Origin of the sequence: Turicibacter sp. GALT-G1 (assembly GCF_025594995.1) — a bacterium.
Classification (GTDB): Bacteria; Bacillota_I; Bacilli_A; order MOL361; family Turicibacteraceae; genus Turicibacter; species Turicibacter bilis.
Window position 1 is genome coordinate 1 of the sequence record NZ_JAMQUS010000026.1, and the last position, 16,401, is coordinate 16,401.

A 16,401-nucleotide genomic window follows, 5' to 3' on the forward strand; every position below is an offset into this window, starting at 1 on the left:
AACAAAAAACACCTTACTGACTTTTCAGTAAGGTGTTTTTTGTTAGTGCATTGTTCTAAATAGTCCAATGACTTTCCCAACAATGATTACATTTTTTGCAATGATAGGTTCTAATAAATCGTTTTCTGGTTGTAAACGAATATAGTCTGATTCTTTAAAGAATCGTTTAACTGTTACTTCGTGATCATCCTCTAGCATGGCAACAACAATTTCACCGTTTAGTGCATCTTGTTGTTGTTGAACAATAATTTGATCGCCATCATGAATTCCAGCATTGATCATAGAATCACCACGAACATTTAACATAAAGACTTGTTGGTTTGATGGGATTAAATGTGTCGGAAGGGGAAAGAAATCATCAGGATTCTCAATTGCTTCAATTGGTGTCCCTGCTGTTACTTTACCGATGACCGGAACATTAATAACCGATTTTAATTCAATAACATTTGATGCTTGTTTTGGCTCTTCTTGTTTTGAGTCTGGTGATAAGATTACAATTCCACGTGTTGTTGACTTATCTTTACGAATAAGTCCCTTTTTTTCAAGTTGATTTAATTGATTATGAACGGATGCAGTAGATGATAATCCAACAGCTAATCCAATTTCACGGACACTGGGTGGATACCCTCGTTTATCAACTTCTTCTTTAATAAAATCAAGGATCGCTTGTTGACGTTTAGTAATAGGTTTCATGTTCTCTGACCTCCTTCCATTTAATAAGTTTATTATATCAGTAAATGTAGAATAAGGCAAACGTTTGTTCTTTTTGTGTTGACAACGAACGAGTGTTCTAATATAATAAAAAGCATAAATCGAACATTTGTTTTAAAAAGAGGGATTGAGATGTTTAATAAAATTTGTTTATTTATTTATGAATACCGTTGTTTATTAGGAGTTTATTGTTTTGGTTTAGCTCTATTAGGACTTTGTTTTGTTGACTTTACAACTTTAATTGAAAGCTTTAAGCCGCAAATGATTATTCCTTTTTTAGAAGTTATTGCTTATCAAGTGAAGTGAAATTTGGTATATTAATGAGGGTAGGATTAACGGAGGTGACGACATGTTAACAGCAGAAAAATTGAATCGTCTAAATGAACTTGCAAAAAAGAAGAAACTTGGAACAATCACGGATGAAGAATTAAAAGAACAACAAGCATTACGTGAAGAATATTTAGTGACTTTTAGAGAAAGTATGAAAAATACAATCGAAAACGTTCGTGTGATCGATCCAAATGGTGAAGATGTAACGCCTGAAAAATTAAAACAAATTCAAGCGAAGCGTCATACAGAAGAGATTCATTAAAATAAAAAAGACCTTTTTGAAATGAAAAAGGTCTTTTTTATTTTAATGATTAAGCTTCTACGATTGAGTCTGTTGGACAAACAGCTTCGCAAGCGCAGCAGTCGATACATACATCTGCATCAACAACATAGATATCTCCCTCAGAGATACATTCTACTGGACATTCAGCTGCACATGAACCGCAAGCGATACAAGTATCTAAAATTTTACGTGGCATAATCATTACCTCCCTACCAAAAGTACTAAATCATTATAGCATATCCAACTCCTTCACGTAATCCCTATTATATAAACAAATGGAAATACAAGTTTATCATGAAGGGAAATGTGGTGATTTTTAAAATAATCATGTAGGAAAACTTCATTTTTGTCTGAATCTTTAATATGTTGCTGACCTTGATTTTTATAACAAAATGAAAGAAAATAACTTTTTTTTCGAAAATATTGTAAATTTTTCGACAAAAGGGTATGATATAGATGGTATAAAAGGAGGTCAATAACGTGGAAAATAACATCTCATTACAATCAATTAATACAATTCGTACATTAGGAATCGATGCAATTAATAAGGCGAATTCAGGTCATCCAGGTGTTGTATTAGGGGCAGCTCCGATGGCATATACTTTATTTACAAAACATATGAATGCTAACCCAAGCAATAGTAATTGGTTCAATCGTGACCGTTTTGTGTTAGCAGCTGGACATGGTTCAATGTTACTTTATTCATTATTACATTTATCAGGATATAATGTAAGCATGGATGATATTAAACAATTCCGTCAATGGGATTCTAAAACTCCAGGACATCCAGAGTTTGGACATACAGATGGTGTTGATGCAACAAGTGGACCATTAGGTCAAGGGATTCCAATGGCAATTGGAATGGCTCTAGCAGAAAAATTCTTAGCTAGTCGTTACAATAAAGAAGGGTATCCATTAGTTGATCATTACAATTTCGTTATTTGTGGTGATGGAGACTTAATGGAAGGTGTAACGAGTGAAGCCTCATCACTTGCAGGTCACTTAGGGTTAGGAAAAGTCGTTGTTTTATACGATTCAAATGATATCTGCTTAGATGGAGACTTAACACAAAGCTTTACTGAAGATGTATTAAAACGTTATGAATCTTATGGTTGGCACGTTCAACGTGTTGAAGATGGAACTGATATTGACGCTATCAATGCAGCTATTGAATGTGCAAAACAAACAACAGATAAACCATCAATTATTGAAATTAAAACAGTCATTGGATATGGTTCAAAATTACAAGGAACGAATGCTGTTCACGGTGCACCGTTAGGTGAAGAAGATAGTGCTTATGCAAAAGCACAATATGGATGGGATCATGAGCCTTTCACCGTACCAACAGAAGTTTATTCTCATTTTGAAAATACAATCAAAGCTCGTGGAGAAGAAGCTAACAAAGCATGGGATGAATTATTCGCACGTTATTCAAAAGAATACCCAGAATTAGCTGAAGAATTAACAAAAGCAATGAACAATGAATTAATCATTGATTTAGCAGATGTTATGCCTTCATATGAAATCGGACATTCACAAGCAACACGTGATACAAATAATGAAGCAATTAATGCGATTGCAAATGCGATTCCTTACTTCTTAGGAGGATCAGCTGACCTTTCGCACTCAAATAAAACAAACATTAAAAATGGTGGGGACTTTTCAAAAGTAACACCAGAAGGACGTAATATTTACTTTGGAGTTCGTGAATTTGCGATGGCTTCGATGTTAAATGGTATGATGTTACACGGTGGGGTACGCGTATTCGGAGGAACATTCTTCGTATTCTGTGATTACCTAAAACCAGCGATGCGTATGGCAGCGTTAATGGGATTACCAGTGACTTATGTTTTAACACACGACTCAATTGCTGTTGGAGAAGATGGTCCAACTCATGAACCAATCGAACAATTAGCCATGTTACGTACGATTCCAAACTTCTCAGTGATTCGTCCAGCTGATGCAAATGAAACAGCAGCGGCTTGGCGTTTAGCAGTGGAATCAAAATCAACTCCAACAGCATTAATCTTAACTCGTCAAAACTTAACAACAATGGCTAACACTTCATACGAAGGGGTAAGTAAAGGGGCTTATGTTGTAAGTGAAGCACAAGGTAAGATGGATGGAATCTTAATTGCAACAGGTTCAGAAGTCAACTTAGCTGTAGCAGCACAAGAAGCTTTAGCTAATGAAGGAATCAATGTTCGTGTTGTAAGCATGCCTTCAATGGATTTATTCGAAAAACAATCTAAAGAATACCGTGAATCAGTTCTTCCAAAATCAGTGACAAAACGTATGTCAATTGAAATGGGAGCAACATACGGATGGCATAAATATGTTGGATTCGATGGCGTTGTTTTAGGAATTGATCGCTTCGGAGCATCTGCGCCAGCAAATCAAGTCATTGAAGCATACGGATTCACAGTTGAAAATGTTGTTTCTTTATACAAAGGAATGTAATGAATCATTAAAAGGTTGTTTCCTCATAGGGGAGCAACCTTTTTTTATTTCAAAAACTTACATTTTTTAAAGGTGGATGGATATTATGAAGTATCAAATCTAAGTAGAGATTTCGATTGGCTTGCGGGATTATTTTTTTGTTTGATATTAAAAATCTTTAGTTTACTACTGATCTATTTGTCTGAATATAAAAAAATTGATAAAATTATTCATTTACCACGGATGTTTAGTCAGTATTTATTGATATATGTGAACACTCTAAAAGGAAAGTTAGTGACTTAATAATCATCACACTTTTTTAATGATTAGCTTTTTAGGTTTATATGTTGCCACTATTTCGTTAGCTTATCAAATTAGCCTTAAAACCATGCTAGGAATGCCAATTATCAGTGAAGAGGTAGAGATTATCATGATAGGATTCATTACCTTATTAGGAGGAATTATTTGCTACTACCGAGATTTTTTTGTCGTTTTACTTTAGAACGAGTATCTAATACTTATTAGTGAATTCATCCCAAAACAACGAATGGCTGTTCATTGGTTATATTTATTAAGAGCTACTTATTGTAATGAGGGCATGGTGGGGGTTTTAAGCTTTGTGATGACGATTATTACGCTAAGCTATTTGAGTTTTTATCAAGTGAAATATACGATTTGTTCTAATCTATTTGTGATTGGTTTATTAGGATTGCTTGCTTATGAATTAGGAAGTTTAATTCATATGAGAATGATGGGAATCATAAATAGTGAACTTATCGGAATTTTCCTCATTCTTTTCTCAACCCTTTGGCACCTTCTTTTAAAAACGCTATCAATAGGTTAGTAAGGATGGTTTCTTTATCCTATATTTACTTGACATATTGACCATAATCTAGTATAAATTGAGTATAATAGTGGTCTATTGAATAGTAAAAACGTTTGGAGGAAATACATATGTTTACAAGTTGGGTATTTTGGTTATGGATTATTATCGCATTATTAGTAGGAGCTGTTGTTGGATTTTTCGTCGCACAACGTCAATTAAAGAAATATTTACAAAAAAACCCACCTATTAATGAAGAAGTCGTACGTACAATGATGATGCAAATGGGGCGTACACCTTCTCAAAAACAAATTAACCAAGTAATGAAACAAATTAATCAAAATATGAAGTAAAACTAAAAGCATTAGATGATCCTTAATCATTTAATGCTTTTCTTTTACTAAAAAATTTAGGAAATATATAAGTCACATAAGCCTTTTGCATCTTAAAACTTTTAAGACTCTACCAGCAGAGGAAATATGCTTCGCATAGCAGGTAACCCATGGCATAACTATTAAATATTTAATTTACCATAGTAGATGTAGAAAACATTTCTGTTTGTATGTAGAACAAATGGATATAGAACATAAAAAAATAGCCTAAATGGCCATTTTTTTCTTATAATTGGTTTTTATGTGTCATATATTCATTAACAACAACATCAAGTTCTTGGCTTTTGGCTACAGTTAATTCATGAACCATTCCAAGATTTTTAACTAATTCATGTAATTCAGCTTTGACTTTAGTAATGCGTGCATATAGGATTTGTGCCTCATTAGATGTTGTGTGTGTTGAACAATTACTCGTTTTCATATTATGTTTCCCCCAATGACGTGTTTATAAGAATGAAACTTTGTTCTCTGTCCCGTTTAAGATACGCTTATAATTTGGAATATGTTTAATAATAATAAGAGCTGCGAAGATTGAAAACATAATTTGTGCCGTTAAATCATAATTTCCGAACCAAACGATGAAGACAGCAGCGATGGAAATAATCGTTGATGATAGTGAAACCATCTTCCAAATTTTTAATGTAATAACGAAAATAATGAATAGTATCGCAAATAGAACGGGTGAGTAAAATAATATAATTCCAGCGCTTGTAGCTACAGCTTTTCCCCCTTTAAAATTAGCGAAAATGGGATAGATGTGACCGATTAAAGCAAATACAGCAATAATTAATGGTGAAATCGTTGCTCCCCCATAAGTAGCAATTAATAGAGCCAATCCCCCTTTTAAAATATCTAGAATAAAAACAACGGCCCCTCCTTTTTTTCCTAGAACACGGAACGCATTCGTGCTTCCTAGATTTCCAGAGCCGTAGTTACGAATATCTTTTTGATAAAAAGTCTTCCCAATCACAAGTGCTGAGGGGAATGAGCCTAATAAATAAGCGACAATCATTAAAATTATATTGTTCATTTAAATCCTCCTTTTTTGTAGAAATATTATAGCATAGAGTCTAATAATATTAGTCAAAATTACAAAAAAAATATAAAAAACTTCTTTTTCGACATATTTCACACTGTTATTCGTATTCTAATTAATGTATAATACTTTTATTTTGTATAGAAATAAAACAAAAGTTCGATGAATTTGTGCAAATAATCTCTTTTATTCTGAGGTAAAATCTTTTAAAATGAGATAATGGAAAGAGAAAGGAGTGTCATCATGTCGACGCACTTAAATTATAACGAAGATTCGATACAGGTACTTGAAGGATTAGAAGCGGTACGAAAAAGACCTGGGATGTACATCGGTTCTACAGATAGCCGTGGATTACATCATCTCGTTTATGAAATTGTTGATAATGCTATTGATGAAGTTTTAGCCGGTTACGGTAATTATATAAAAGTAACAATTCATGAAAATAATAGTATTAGTGTCCAAGACTGTGGACGTGGAGTTCCTACCGGAATGCATAAATCGGGAAAGCCAACTCCTGAAGTTATTTATACAGTTTTACACGCGGGTGGAAAGTTTGGAACGGGTGGTTATAAAACATCAGGTGGATTACATGGTGTAGGGGCCAGTGTAGTCAATGCCTTATCGGAATGGTTAGAGGTAACAATTAAACGCGATGGATCTATTTTCCGTCAACGCTTTGAAAAGGGTGGACATCCGGTTACGGGACTTGAAGTGATGGGTAAAACAAAAGAAACAGGAACATTAGTGACTTTCAAGCCAGATCCAGAAATTTTTTCAACAACAGTTTATTCTTTTGATATTTTAAGTGAACGATTACGAGAATCAGCGTTTTTACTAAAAGGATTAAAAATTGAATTAGTTGATTTAAGAAATGATAAAGAAGAAACGTTCTACTATGAGGACGGAATTAAATCGTTTGTTAGCTTTTTAAATGAAGGTAAAGATACGTTACATGAAGTCGTCTATTTTGAAGGTGAGAGCCAAGATATTGAAGTTGATTTTGCCTTCCAATACTCGGGAAGCTATTCAGAAAATATTTTATCATTCGTTAATAATGTCCGTACAAAAGATGGTGGAACACATGAAACAGGTGCAAAAGCTGTCTTAACCCGTATTTTTAATGATTATGCCCGTCGTAACGGACTTTTAAAAGAAAAAGATAAAAACTTAGAAGGTGCTGATATTCGAGAGGGATTAGCAGCAATTGTTTCTGTTCGTATTCCAGAGCGTTTATTACAGTTTGAAGGACAAACGAAAGCAAAGCTTGGAACACCAGAAGCACGTTCAGCTGTAGATAACGTTATTGCCGAAAAGTTAACATTCTTCTTTAATGAAAATGGAGCAGTTGCGACACAGTTAATTAAGAAGGCAGTGAAAGCGGCTCAAGTTCGAGAAGCGGCTCGTAAAGCACGTGAAGATGCCCGTAGCGGGAAAACAAAAAAGAAAAAAGAAACTAATTTATCTGGGAAGCTAACGCCAGCACAAACAAAGAATCCACAAAAGAATGAGTTATTCTTAGTCGAGGGGGATTCGGCGGGCGGTTCAGCTAAACTAGGTCGAAACCGTGCCTTTCAAGCGATTCTTCCATTGCGTGGTAAAGTTATTAATACCGAAAAAGCAAAAATGGAAGACATCTTTAAAAATGAAGAAATCAATACGATGATTTATACTATTGGTGCCGGAGTAGGGGCGAACTTTGAATTAAGCGATGTTAATTACGATAAAATTATTATCATGACCGACGCCGATACTGATGGTGCGCATATTCAAGTGTTGCTTTTAACATTCTTCTTCCGTTACATGAAAGAATTAGTAGAAGCAGGAAAGGTTTATATTGCTTTACCACCACTTTATAAAGTTTCAAAAGGTCAAGGTAAAAAACAAGTCATTGAATATGCTTGGACAGATGAAGAGTTAAATGATGTTATTGCAAAAGTTGGAAAAGGTTATACCCTTCAACGTTACAAAGGTCTTGGTGAGATGAATGCCGATCAGTTATGGGATACAACTATGAATCCTGAAACACGAACTTTAATTCAAGTAACCATCGAAGATGCTGCGGACGCAGATCATCGAGTGACAACACTCATGGGAGATAAAGTTGAGCCTCGTCGAGAATGGATTGAGCAAAATGTCGACTTTACCATGGAAGATGATTATGACATAGAAAGGGTGTAATTTATGAATAAAGCTACCCAAGAACGTGTGCAGGTCATGCGTTTAGAGGATATTATGGGTGATCGTTTTGGACGTTACTCGAAATATATTATTCAAGATCGTGCATTACCAGATGTGCGAGATGGATTGAAGCCTGTACAACGACGTATTTTATATGCGATGTATAAAGACGGAAATACTTATGAAAAACCATTCCGTAAATCGGCTAAAACAGTCGGTAACGTGATTGGTAACTATCATCCTCATGGAGATTCTTCCGTTTATGATGCTATGGTGCGTTTATCACAAGATTGGAAGCTTCGTGAACCATTAGTTCAAATGCATGGGAATAATGGTAGTATTGATGGCGATCCAGCAGCCGCGATGCGTTATACGGAAGCTCGTTTATCAGCTATTTCAGGATTGTTATTAAAAGATATCGATAAAAACTTAGTTGATTTTGTTCCAAACTTTGATGATTCGATGACAGAACCAACAGTATTACCAGCCTTTTTCCCAAACTTATTAGTAAATGGGGCAACAGGGATTTCAGCCGGTTATGCAACTGATATCCCCCCCCATAACTTAGGTGAGATTATTGACGCCGTTATTTATCGAATGAATCATAAACAATGTGCATTAGATGATATCTTAACGTTTGTTCAAGGTCCAGATTTCCCAACAGGTGCTATTATTCAAGGGGAACAAGAAATAAAAAAAGCCTATACAACTGGAAAAGGTCGTATTGTCATTCGTTCCAAAGCTGAGATTGAACCAGTTCGTGGAGGACGTGAACAAATCGTTGTCACTGAAATTCCTTATGAAGTGAATAAAGCAAATTTAGTGAAGAAAATTGATGATCTTCGTATTGATAAAAAAGTTGAAGGAATCATGGAAGTACGTGACGAAACGGACCGCAATGGATTACGAATCGTCATTGAACTTAAAAAAGATGTTAAATCAGAAATCGTCTTAAATTACTTATTTAAAAATACTGATTTACAAATCTCTTATAACATTAACATGGTTGCAATTCATAATAAGCGTCCAGTCTTAATGGGATTAATGGATTTAATCGATGCGTATATTCAACATCAAAAAGAAGTGGTAACTAACCGCTCAAACTTCGATTTAAAACGTGCTCGTGAACGTCAACACATTGTTGAAGGGTTAATTAAAATGGTGTCTGTTTTAGATGAAGTCGTTCAAATTATTCGTCATTCAAAAGACAAAGCAGATGCGAAGAAAAATTTAATTCAAGCCTTTGGATTCAGTGAGCGTCAAGCAGAAGCTATCGTGATGTTACAGTTATATCGCTTAACTAATACAGACGTCACAGCTCTTGAAAAAGAGAATGAAGAATTAACAAAAACTATTCAAGAATTAACAGCTATTTTAAGTAGTGAAACTAAACTGTTAAAAGTGATTCAAGATGAGTTGAAACAAGTTAAAAAGCAATTTGAAACACCTCGCCGTAGTGTCATTCAAAAACATATCCAAGAAATCAAAATTGATGAAACAGATATGGTTGTTAAGGAAGATGTCATGGTTGCAATCACAAAAGATGGCTATGTTAAACGTACAAGTCTACGTTCTTACAATGCTACAAAATCAGATACGTCAACGATGAAAGAAGGCGACGAATTAGTTGCTAAACTTCAGTTAGATACGCTTCAAACACTTGTCATGTTTACAAATCGAGGAAGCTTTATTTATTTACCAGTCTTTAAGTTGCCTGAGTTTAAGTGGAAAGATATTGGTCAACACGTTTCAAACTTAGTGACGATGGATTCAGAAGAAAAAATTATTGCGGTACATGCGGTTTCTAATTTCAAAACGGAAGAGTACTTCTTCTTTACGACTGCAAGCGGAATGGTTAAGAAAACTCGATTAAGTGATTTTGAGGTGACACGTTATAACCGTGCCATGGTAGCCATGTCGGTTAAAGAAGATGATGAATTAATTTCAGTCATTCGTTGTACGTTTATGAACGATGTCATTATGGTAACAAAAAATGGATATTTGTTAAAGTTTAGTGATGATGAAATTACCCCAACTGGATTAAAGGCGATGGGAGTCAAAGGGATTCAATTAGGAGCAGATGATCAATTAATTAAAGTTGTTTTAGCCTCTGTTAATGATGAAATTTTGCTGTTAACGCAACGTGGAAATATTAAAAAATTAAAAGTAAAAGACATTGCGTTATCAACGCGTAACAAAAAGGGATGTTTAGGAATTAAAACCATTAAATCAAATCCACATCAATTTGTTGATTGTATCAAGGTTTTACCAAAACAAGAGGTTTCAATTTTAACAATTGATGGGATAACTAAATTAAATACAATACTTAAACCTGTTGATTTAAACTCAGTTGGAACAAATATGGTTGATGCTGAAGTCTTTAAATTTGTGGTTGAAGATATAGAATAAAAAAATCGATTCTCTTTAGAGAATCGATTTTTTTATTCTAATTAAATCAGTAATATATTGGTAGTGTATCTAAATTTAGAGTAAAAATGGCGGCTTCATGTAGTTTATCAAAAGCATTTTTAAGTAAATGTTCATATTCCAAGGTGTCATCTCATACAATCTTATGAGTATAAGAAGAGTTAAGACAAAAACGATGGTGATAGAATGGAAATGATTAATAAGGTTGAATCATTAATCTTTAAGCAAGCCTTGAGTTATCCTCTTATTCAACTCATACAGAATAAAAGCGTCATTGTCAATGATCGTTGTACGGTAGAGAATTTTACAGAGGAATCTTGTATTTTGAAGACCCCAGATAACCGCTATGTGATTTTTGGGGTGAACTTACGTATTAAAGAGTATGGTGATTTAGTCATTCGAATTGAAAGTGATGGGATAAAAAAAATAGAAATAGTCGGTGATATGGATGAATAATAAATGGTTAAGTATCTTTATAACAAAAGTACAAATTATAGTGCCTTCTATGACAGAAGTCACCCAGCTCAGGCGTCAAAATATAATGATTTATGGGGTGAAAAAACATGAAGATGGCTATTTGGTTACAATTCGAAAGGATGTAGCCAAACAGCTTGAAACTCGTTATCCGATTGTGACAGAGTTATCGATTTATCCTGCCATCTTGAAAATTATTGTTCCCATTGTCGCTTTAACGTGTGTATTAATGATTTTGATGAATAAACATACAATTGGTTATCGAATTAATGGGAATTTAAATACTCAAGAACAACAAGAGTTAGAGGCATTACTTGAGCCTCATTTTAATCAGGTTGGACCATTTCACTTTTTAAAAAGTGAGGTTGAAGATATAAAAACTGAACTTGAAGCGTATTATAATGAATATGTTTGGATAAATATTTATCGCAAAGGAACAGATATCGTTTTCGATGTTTATAATACACCAGTAGATGAGCGTGATGATTTAGACACTTATTCCGACACGCTATATGCGAAGCGTTCAGGGATCATTAAAAATTATAAAGTTTCAAGTTGCCGGGTGTTAGTTGAACAAAACCAGCTCGTTAAAGAAGGAGATCCATTAGTTACTTGCTATGTCGAGCAACCGTATACAACTGAAATTATACCTATTGAAGATACCGCTAAAGGAGAAGTTTGGGCAGATACCTGGTATGAAGTTAATGTGACGGCGGAAAAAGTTGATGTACAAGAAGGTTTTACAGCTAACAAACAAACTACTTATGTTCTCTATCTGGGTGGAATGGAGTTTAACTTTCTTTCACAAGAGATTGCTTATGAGAAGTATGAAGAAGTGACAAAAGAGTACAATCCATTCTTTTTTATGGAAGAATCTCCCCTTTATTTAGAAAAAAGACAATATTATGAAAAACGTGATATAATGAGAGTAAATACTTCTGAAGAATTAAAGGCAAATCTTCTGACACTTGTTAAAAATAAATTTAAACAAGAGACAGATGGGGAGTTTATCATTAAGAATTTGGAGATAATATCAGAAGAAGAGACAGAGACACAATTTATTTATAAGTGTCATCTGACAATATACGAAAATATTGCATATTAGAGGAGCTGAATTATGAGTAAAGACCCTATTAAAATACCTGCAGTGTTTGAAACTATTGATGAGACAATCTCAGTTGTTGGACATCATGATAAACATTTAAAAATCTTTGAAGATTACTACAATGTCGAAATTTCATTACGAGGCGATCAGTTGTATTTATTCGGTGATGAGAAAAAAGCCGAAATTATTCGTCAAGTGTTATTAGCACTTGTGGAGTTACATCGTAAAGGAAAAGAAATTACAGAACGTGATGTGTTATATGCAATAAAAATGAATGAACAGCATCGTTTAGGTGAATTAGAATCACTCTTTGATGAGCGTTATAAAATTATCAAAACGATTCAAGGAAAAACCATCTATGCTAAAACATTCAATCAAAAAGAATATTATCGTAAAATTCAAGACAATGACCTTGTTTTTGGAATTGGACCAGCCGGGACCGGAAAAACTTATTTAGCGGTTGTGATTGGTGTTGCGTTACTTAAAAAGAATATTGTTCGTAAAATCATCTTAACGCGTCCAGTCGTTGAAGCGGGAGAAAACCTTGGATTTTTACCAGGAGATTTAAAAGAAAAGGTTGACCCATATTTACGTCCGCTATATGATGCATTATATGATGTACTAGGTCTGGAACAAACAGAAAAAATGATTGAACGTGGAATTATTGAGATTGCGCCACTTGCTTATATGCGTGGTCGTACCCTTGAAGATGCGTATATCATTTTAGATGAAGCACAAAATACAACGAAACAGCAAATGAAAATGTTCTTAACGCGTTTAGGATTTAATTCTAAGATGGTAGTCACAGGTGATGAGACTCAGATTGACTTACCTAAACCAGTAAAATCAGGTTTAAAACATGCAAAAGAAATTTTATCAGATGTAAAAGGAATTGAATTTGTTCAATTCGAAACAGTTGACGTTGTTCGTCATACGCTTGTTCAAAAAATTATTGAAAGCTATGAAAAGACTGGTGAGTAAAAAGGAGTAACAGATATGGGAGTAGATATCCAATTTTATAATCAAACGAGTGAGTCGGTTGAGACTTATGAAGCAATGATTACAACAGTAGTTAATGAAACGATTAAACAAGAAAATTTGACAAATGAGATGTTAGAGTGCAGTTTTATCTTCGTTGATAATGAGCAAATTCGTGAGATTAATGCGAACTACCGTCAAAAAGATGCCGTAACAGATGTTATTACGTTTGCTATTGAAGATGAAATGCCGGGAGAAATTAAAATTCAAGGAATTCCAATGCCTCGAATGCTTGGAGATGTTTTTATTTCTTTACCAAGAACACGTGAGCAAGCTGAGCGTTATGGACATTCATTTGAACGTGAGTTAAGTTTCCTTGCTGTTCATGGATGCCTTCATTTGTTAGGTTATGATCATATAGAGCCAGAAGAAGAGAAAATCATGTTTGGTAAACAGGAGGATGTCTTAAATGCGCTCGGAATTCGACGTTAAAGAGGAACATTCCGTTAAAGCATTAATAAAATCTTTTCAACATGCTTTTTGTGGTATCTTGACATCGTTTGTAATAGGGCGTAATATAAAGGTCCACTATATAGCAGCTTTGGCTGCTATTTTAGGTGGCCTTTATTTTGGTATTAGTAAAGTAGAGTTTCTAATTATTCTACTCGTTAGTACACAAGTCATCTGTTTAGAAATGGTGAATACTGCTATTGAAAGAACGGTTGATTTAGTGACAGTTGAATATCATCTTTATGCTAAAATTGCAAAGGATATTGCCGCAGGAGCGGTTCTTGTCGCAGCTATTTTTGCGACAATTATTGGAGGAATTATTTTTCTTCCATATATATTTAAATAGTAGGTGAAGAGTTTATGAAAGAAATGTACGCAGACTTAATCGCAGCAGCAAAGGAAGCTTATAAAAATGCTTATGCACCTTATTCTAAATTCTCAGTAGGGGCAGCCTTAAAATTAAAAGATGGAAGTATTATTAATGGAGCAAACATTGAAAATGCTTCATATGGATTAACAAATTGTGCAGAGCGTTCTGCTTTATTTACAGCTTTTACAAAAGGTTATCGTCGTGACGATATTGAAGCGATTGCTGTTGTTGCTAATACAGATCGTCCAATTTCACCTTGTGGGGCTTGTCGTCAAGTGATTAGTGAGTTAATGCCACAAGATGCACAAGTGATTTTATTAAGTAACAAAGACGAAATCAAAACATACACAGTCGCACAATTATTACCATATTCATTCACATCGGAGGATCTATAATGACTAATGCAACATTTAAATCAGGATTTGTTTCTATCATAGGGCGTCCTAATGTTGGGAAATCAACATTCTTAAACAAAGTTTTAGGGAAAAAAATCGCCATTATGAGTGATAAACCACAAACGACACGAAATAAAATTCAAGGAGTTATTACAGATAACGATTCGCAAACGATTTTTATCGATACACCAGGAATTCATAAACCGAAGCATGAGTTAGGGAAGTTTATGACTGATTTAGCGATTGGAACATTAAATGAAGTAGATGCAGTTATGTTTATGGTAAATGCAACTGAAAAGTTAGGTCGCGGAGATCAATTCATTTTAGAGCATTTAAAATCAGTTAAGCAACCAGTTTTTTTAGTTATCAATAAAATTGATTTAATTACAAAAGAAGAATTATTAACAGTGATTGCGACTTTCCGTGATCAGCATGACTTTGCGGGTATTATTCCAATTTCAGCGATGACAGGAGAAAATATCGATACTTTACTTTCTGTTATCAAAGAAGAGTTGCCAGAAGGACCACAATTCTACCCATCAGATCATATTACGGATCATCCAGAACGTTTCATTATTTCAGAATTAATTCGTGAGAAAGTATTGCATTTAACACATGAAGAAGTGCCACATTCAGTAGCTGTTGTTATTGATAAAATTGAAAAAGTAGATGGGAAAAATGTCATTGATGTGATGGCAACGATTGTTGTAGAGCGTCCATCTCAAAAAGGAATCCTAATTGGTAAAGGTGGAAAGATGTTAAAAGACATCGGGACATTAGCTCGTAAAGATATCGTTAAATTATTAGGAACAAAAATCTACTTAGAATTATGGGTAAAAGTTCAAAAAGATTGGCGTAATAAAAAATTATATCTAAATGACTTTGGATATAGTGAAAAAGAATACTAATTCGACTTTTTAAGACAAAATTAAATTGGAATTATCATAGATTTTCTCTTCTTAGCCATACTAATGTATAGGGGCTAAAAATAATAGCGAAGCTAGTAAGAAGGGATCATACATGAATAGTCTAGAATGGGAAGTCTTTAAACGTACAGGAAAAATTGATCACTATTTGTTAATGAAAGAATCAGATAAGTTAGCGATAGACAATATAAATACTGAGTTCTCAGAAGAGATTGCTAATGTAAAGCCTGCTAAAGTTACAGAGGAGGAGTAGCGTGGCAATTGATGTTGAAGGAATTATATTGAAGAGCTTTAACTATGGAGAACACCATAAAATTGTTAAAGTTCTGACGGAGAATCAGGGGGTTATTGGCGTTTTTGTACAAAACGCCAATAAAGTTAATACAAAAAAAAGTGCACTCGTCCAGCCATTGACTTGTGCACGTTTTAATTTAAAGCCCTCAACAAATGCCAATAGCGATCTATATTATGTTTATAGTGGAGACGTTATTGATTATTATTTAAATGTAAAGTTAGATTATGAAAATATAGCTTATTTTTATTTTATGATTGAATTAATTTTAAAAGGGATGGCTGAATCTGAGTACAGTTCGTATGTTTATCGTATGTTGAAAAATTTCTTAGATGCAGCTGAACAAGGTTATTCAGCTTATTTATTAAGTATAATTTTTCAACTTAAAATGATGCCTATTATTGGCATTGAACCTGTAATGGATTGCTGTGCTGTGTGTAGAAGTACAGAACATATCGCAACACTGAGTGTACGCCAAGGAGGATTAGTTTGTGCTAAGTGTTATCACCCAGCAGAACCTATTTTAATTGATGCTCCCCTTATTCCAATTGTTCGTGCACTGTATAAGGTTGATATTAATCATTTACCTGAGGTTGAATTAGAAGAAGAATTGTTGAAACCAATTGAGCAATTTTTAGATGCCTATTATGATTCATATGCTGGTTTACATCTTCAGACTAAGAAATTTATGAAAGAAATTTAAAGAAGAGCGAATTTGCTCTTCTTTTTCTA

20 protein-coding genes are annotated in these 16,401 nt (G+C 34.0%); 16 read left to right on the top strand and 4 right to left on the bottom strand.

What is annotated here, in order from left to right:
* Positions 1-42: 42 nt before the first annotated feature.
* Complete coding sequence (gene lexA / locus NEH74_RS04945; protein ID WP_055276315.1) at positions 43-693, bottom strand: transcriptional repressor LexA; 651 nt, start codon at positions 691-693, stop codon at positions 43-45.
* Positions 694-843: 150 nt separating this feature from the next.
* Here lexA and NEH74_RS04950 point away from each other — a divergent pair, with 150 nt between their 5' ends.
* On the top strand, positions 844-1,017 hold the full coding sequence (locus tag NEH74_RS04950) for a hypothetical protein (protein WP_156344104.1): 174 nt from the start codon (positions 844-846) through the stop codon (positions 1,015-1,017).
* 43 nt (positions 1,018-1,060) lie between these two features.
* On the top strand, positions 1,061-1,303 hold the full coding sequence (locus tag NEH74_RS04955; RefSeq protein WP_055276317.1) for a DUF896 domain-containing protein: 243 nt from the start codon (positions 1,061-1,063) through the stop codon (positions 1,301-1,303).
* Between the two features lie 49 nt (positions 1,304-1,352).
* On the opposite strand, the gene NEH74_RS04960 is transcribed toward NEH74_RS04955, so the two are convergent.
* On the bottom strand, positions 1,353-1,520 hold the full coding sequence (locus NEH74_RS04960; RefSeq protein ID WP_055276319.1) for a DUF362 domain-containing protein: 168 nt from the start codon (positions 1,518-1,520) through the stop codon (positions 1,353-1,355).
* A 284-nt stretch (positions 1,521-1,804) separates the two neighbouring features.
* Between NEH74_RS04960 and tkt the strand changes: the two genes are divergently transcribed.
* The 3 genes from tkt (at position 1,805) to NEH74_RS04975 (ending at position 4,939) form a co-directional block, all read left to right on the top strand.
* On the top strand, positions 1,805-3,784 hold the full coding sequence (gene tkt, locus NEH74_RS04965) for a transketolase (protein ID WP_055276321.1): 1,980 nt from the start codon (positions 1,805-1,807) through the stop codon (positions 3,782-3,784).
* 580 nt (positions 3,785-4,364) lie between these two features.
* Positions 4,365-4,607 (top strand): hypothetical protein, encoded by a 243-nt coding sequence (locus NEH74_RS04970; RefSeq protein WP_055276324.1) that lies wholly within the window; start codon positions 4,365-4,367, stop codon positions 4,605-4,607.
* A gap of 110 nt (positions 4,608-4,717) precedes the next feature.
* On the top strand, positions 4,718-4,939 hold the full coding sequence (locus tag NEH74_RS04975) for a YneF family protein (protein WP_055241239.1): 222 nt from the start codon (positions 4,718-4,720) through the stop codon (positions 4,937-4,939).
* 265 nt (positions 4,940-5,204) lie between these two features.
* Here NEH74_RS04975 and NEH74_RS04980 read toward each other — a convergent pair whose 3' ends face one another.
* Together NEH74_RS04980 and plsY are read right to left on the bottom strand one after the other, a co-directional pair.
* The gene (locus tag NEH74_RS04980; RefSeq protein WP_055241237.1) at positions 5,205-5,399 is read right to left on the bottom strand and encodes an aspartyl-phosphate phosphatase Spo0E family protein; all 195 of its coding nucleotides are present in this window, start codon (positions 5,397-5,399) and stop codon (positions 5,205-5,207) included.
* A gap of 24 nt (positions 5,400-5,423) precedes the next feature.
* The gene (gene plsY, locus NEH74_RS04985; protein ID WP_055241235.1) at positions 5,424-6,008 is read right to left on the bottom strand and encodes a glycerol-3-phosphate 1-O-acyltransferase PlsY; all 585 of its coding nucleotides are present in this window, start codon (positions 6,006-6,008) and stop codon (positions 5,424-5,426) included.
* 249 nt (positions 6,009-6,257) lie between these two features.
* Here plsY and parE point away from each other — a divergent pair, with 249 nt between their 5' ends.
* The 11 genes from parE to recO all read left to right on the top strand — a co-directional run bounded on the left by parE (position 6,258) and on the right by recO (position 16,372).
* The gene (parE, locus tag NEH74_RS04990) at positions 6,258-8,192 is read left to right on the top strand and encodes a DNA topoisomerase IV subunit B (RefSeq protein ID WP_055276326.1); all 1,935 of its coding nucleotides are present in this window, start codon (positions 6,258-6,260) and stop codon (positions 8,190-8,192) included.
* 3 nt (positions 8,193-8,195) lie between these two features.
* Entirely contained in the window at positions 8,196-10,601 is a 2,406-nt protein-coding gene (parC, locus tag NEH74_RS04995) for a DNA topoisomerase IV subunit A (protein ID WP_055305019.1), read from the top strand.
* 204 nt (positions 10,602-10,805) lie between these two features.
* Positions 10,806-11,075, top strand: a complete 270-nt coding sequence (locus tag NEH74_RS05000; protein ID WP_055241229.1) for a YabP/YqfC family sporulation protein — start codon at positions 10,806-10,808, stop codon at positions 11,073-11,075.
* The gene (locus NEH74_RS05005) at positions 11,068-12,198 is read left to right on the top strand and encodes a sporulation protein YqfD (protein ID WP_055276328.1); all 1,131 of its coding nucleotides are present in this window, start codon (positions 11,068-11,070) and stop codon (positions 12,196-12,198) included. Before NEH74_RS05000 ends, NEH74_RS05005 begins: the two co-directional genes overlap by 8 nt.
* A 12-nt stretch (positions 12,199-12,210) precedes the next feature.
* Positions 12,211-13,179 carry a PhoH family protein gene (locus NEH74_RS05010; RefSeq protein ID WP_055241225.1) on the top strand — a complete coding sequence of 323 codons (969 nt, stop codon included), beginning with the start codon at positions 12,211-12,213 and terminating at the stop codon, positions 13,177-13,179.
* A 15-nt stretch (positions 13,180-13,194) separates the two neighbouring features.
* Positions 13,195-13,668 (top strand): rRNA maturation RNase YbeY, encoded by a 474-nt coding sequence (ybeY, locus tag NEH74_RS05015; protein WP_055241222.1) that lies wholly within the window; start codon positions 13,195-13,197, stop codon positions 13,666-13,668.
* Positions 13,646-14,032: a diacylglycerol kinase family protein gene (locus NEH74_RS05020; RefSeq protein ID WP_055241220.1), complete on the top strand. Its 387-nt coding sequence runs from the start codon at positions 13,646-13,648 to the stop codon at positions 14,030-14,032. Before ybeY ends, NEH74_RS05020 begins: the two co-directional genes overlap by 23 nt.
* Positions 14,033-14,046: 14 nt before the next feature.
* Positions 14,047-14,451 (top strand): cytidine deaminase, encoded by a 405-nt coding sequence (cdd, locus tag NEH74_RS05025; RefSeq protein ID WP_055241218.1) that lies wholly within the window; start codon positions 14,047-14,049, stop codon positions 14,449-14,451.
* Positions 14,451-15,359, top strand: coding sequence for a GTPase Era (gene era / locus NEH74_RS05030; RefSeq protein ID WP_055241217.1), 909 nt, complete (start codon positions 14,451-14,453; stop codon positions 15,357-15,359). Before cdd ends, era begins: the two co-directional genes overlap by 1 nt.
* A 112-nt stretch (positions 15,360-15,471) precedes the next feature.
* Complete coding sequence (locus NEH74_RS05035; protein ID WP_082417916.1) at positions 15,472-15,630, top strand: YqzL family protein; 159 nt, start codon at positions 15,472-15,474, stop codon at positions 15,628-15,630.
* Position 15,631: 1 nt separating this feature from the next.
* The gene (recO, locus tag NEH74_RS05040) at positions 15,632-16,372 is read left to right on the top strand and encodes a DNA repair protein RecO (protein WP_055305017.1); all 741 of its coding nucleotides are present in this window, start codon (positions 15,632-15,634) and stop codon (positions 16,370-16,372) included.
* Positions 16,373-16,401: the final 29 nt, after the last annotated feature.

Bases quoted from the DNA above. Each gene is read 5' to 3' on its own strand.
- parE (WP_055276326.1), top strand. From the start codon at position 6,258: ATGTCGACGCACTTAAATTATAACGAAGATTCGATACAGGTACTTGAA.
- ybeY (WP_055241222.1), top strand. From the start codon at position 13,195: ATGGGAGTAGATATCCAATTTTATAATCAAACGAGTGAGTCGGTTGAG.
- NEH74_RS05000 (WP_055241229.1), top strand. From the start codon at position 10,806: ATGGAAATGATTAATAAGGTTGAATCATTAATCTTTAAGCAAGCCTTG.
- lexA (WP_055276315.1), bottom strand. From the start codon at position 693: ATGAAACCTATTACTAAACGTCAACAAGCGATCCTTGATTTTATTAAA.
- NEH74_RS05035 (WP_082417916.1), top strand. From the start codon at position 15,472: ATGAATAGTCTAGAATGGGAAGTCTTTAAACGTACAGGAAAAATTGAT.
- cdd (WP_055241218.1), top strand. From the start codon at position 14,047: ATGAAAGAAATGTACGCAGACTTAATCGCAGCAGCAAAGGAAGCTTAT.
- NEH74_RS04960 (WP_055276319.1), bottom strand. From the start codon at position 1,520: ATGCCACGTAAAATTTTAGATACTTGTATCGCTTGCGGTTCATGTGCA.
- plsY (WP_055241235.1), bottom strand. From the start codon at position 6,008: ATGAACAATATAATTTTAATGATTGTCGCTTATTTATTAGGCTCATTC.
- NEH74_RS05005 (WP_055276328.1), top strand. From the start codon at position 11,068: ATGAATAATAAATGGTTAAGTATCTTTATAACAAAAGTACAAATTATA.
- NEH74_RS04975 (WP_055241239.1), top strand. From the start codon at position 4,718: ATGTTTACAAGTTGGGTATTTTGGTTATGGATTATTATCGCATTATTA.
- parC (WP_055305019.1), top strand. From the start codon at position 8,196: ATGAATAAAGCTACCCAAGAACGTGTGCAGGTCATGCGTTTAGAGGAT.
- NEH74_RS05020 (WP_055241220.1), top strand. From the start codon at position 13,646: ATGCGCTCGGAATTCGACGTTAAAGAGGAACATTCCGTTAAAGCATTA.
- NEH74_RS04955 (WP_055276317.1), top strand. From the start codon at position 1,061: ATGTTAACAGCAGAAAAATTGAATCGTCTAAATGAACTTGCAAAAAAG.
- NEH74_RS04980 (WP_055241237.1), bottom strand. From the start codon at position 5,399: ATGAAAACGAGTAATTGTTCAACACACACAACATCTAATGAGGCACAA.
- era (WP_055241217.1), top strand. From the start codon at position 14,451: ATGACTAATGCAACATTTAAATCAGGATTTGTTTCTATCATAGGGCGT.
- NEH74_RS04950 (WP_156344104.1), top strand. From the start codon at position 844: ATGTTTAATAAAATTTGTTTATTTATTTATGAATACCGTTGTTTATTA.
- NEH74_RS05010 (WP_055241225.1), top strand. From the start codon at position 12,211: ATGAGTAAAGACCCTATTAAAATACCTGCAGTGTTTGAAACTATTGAT.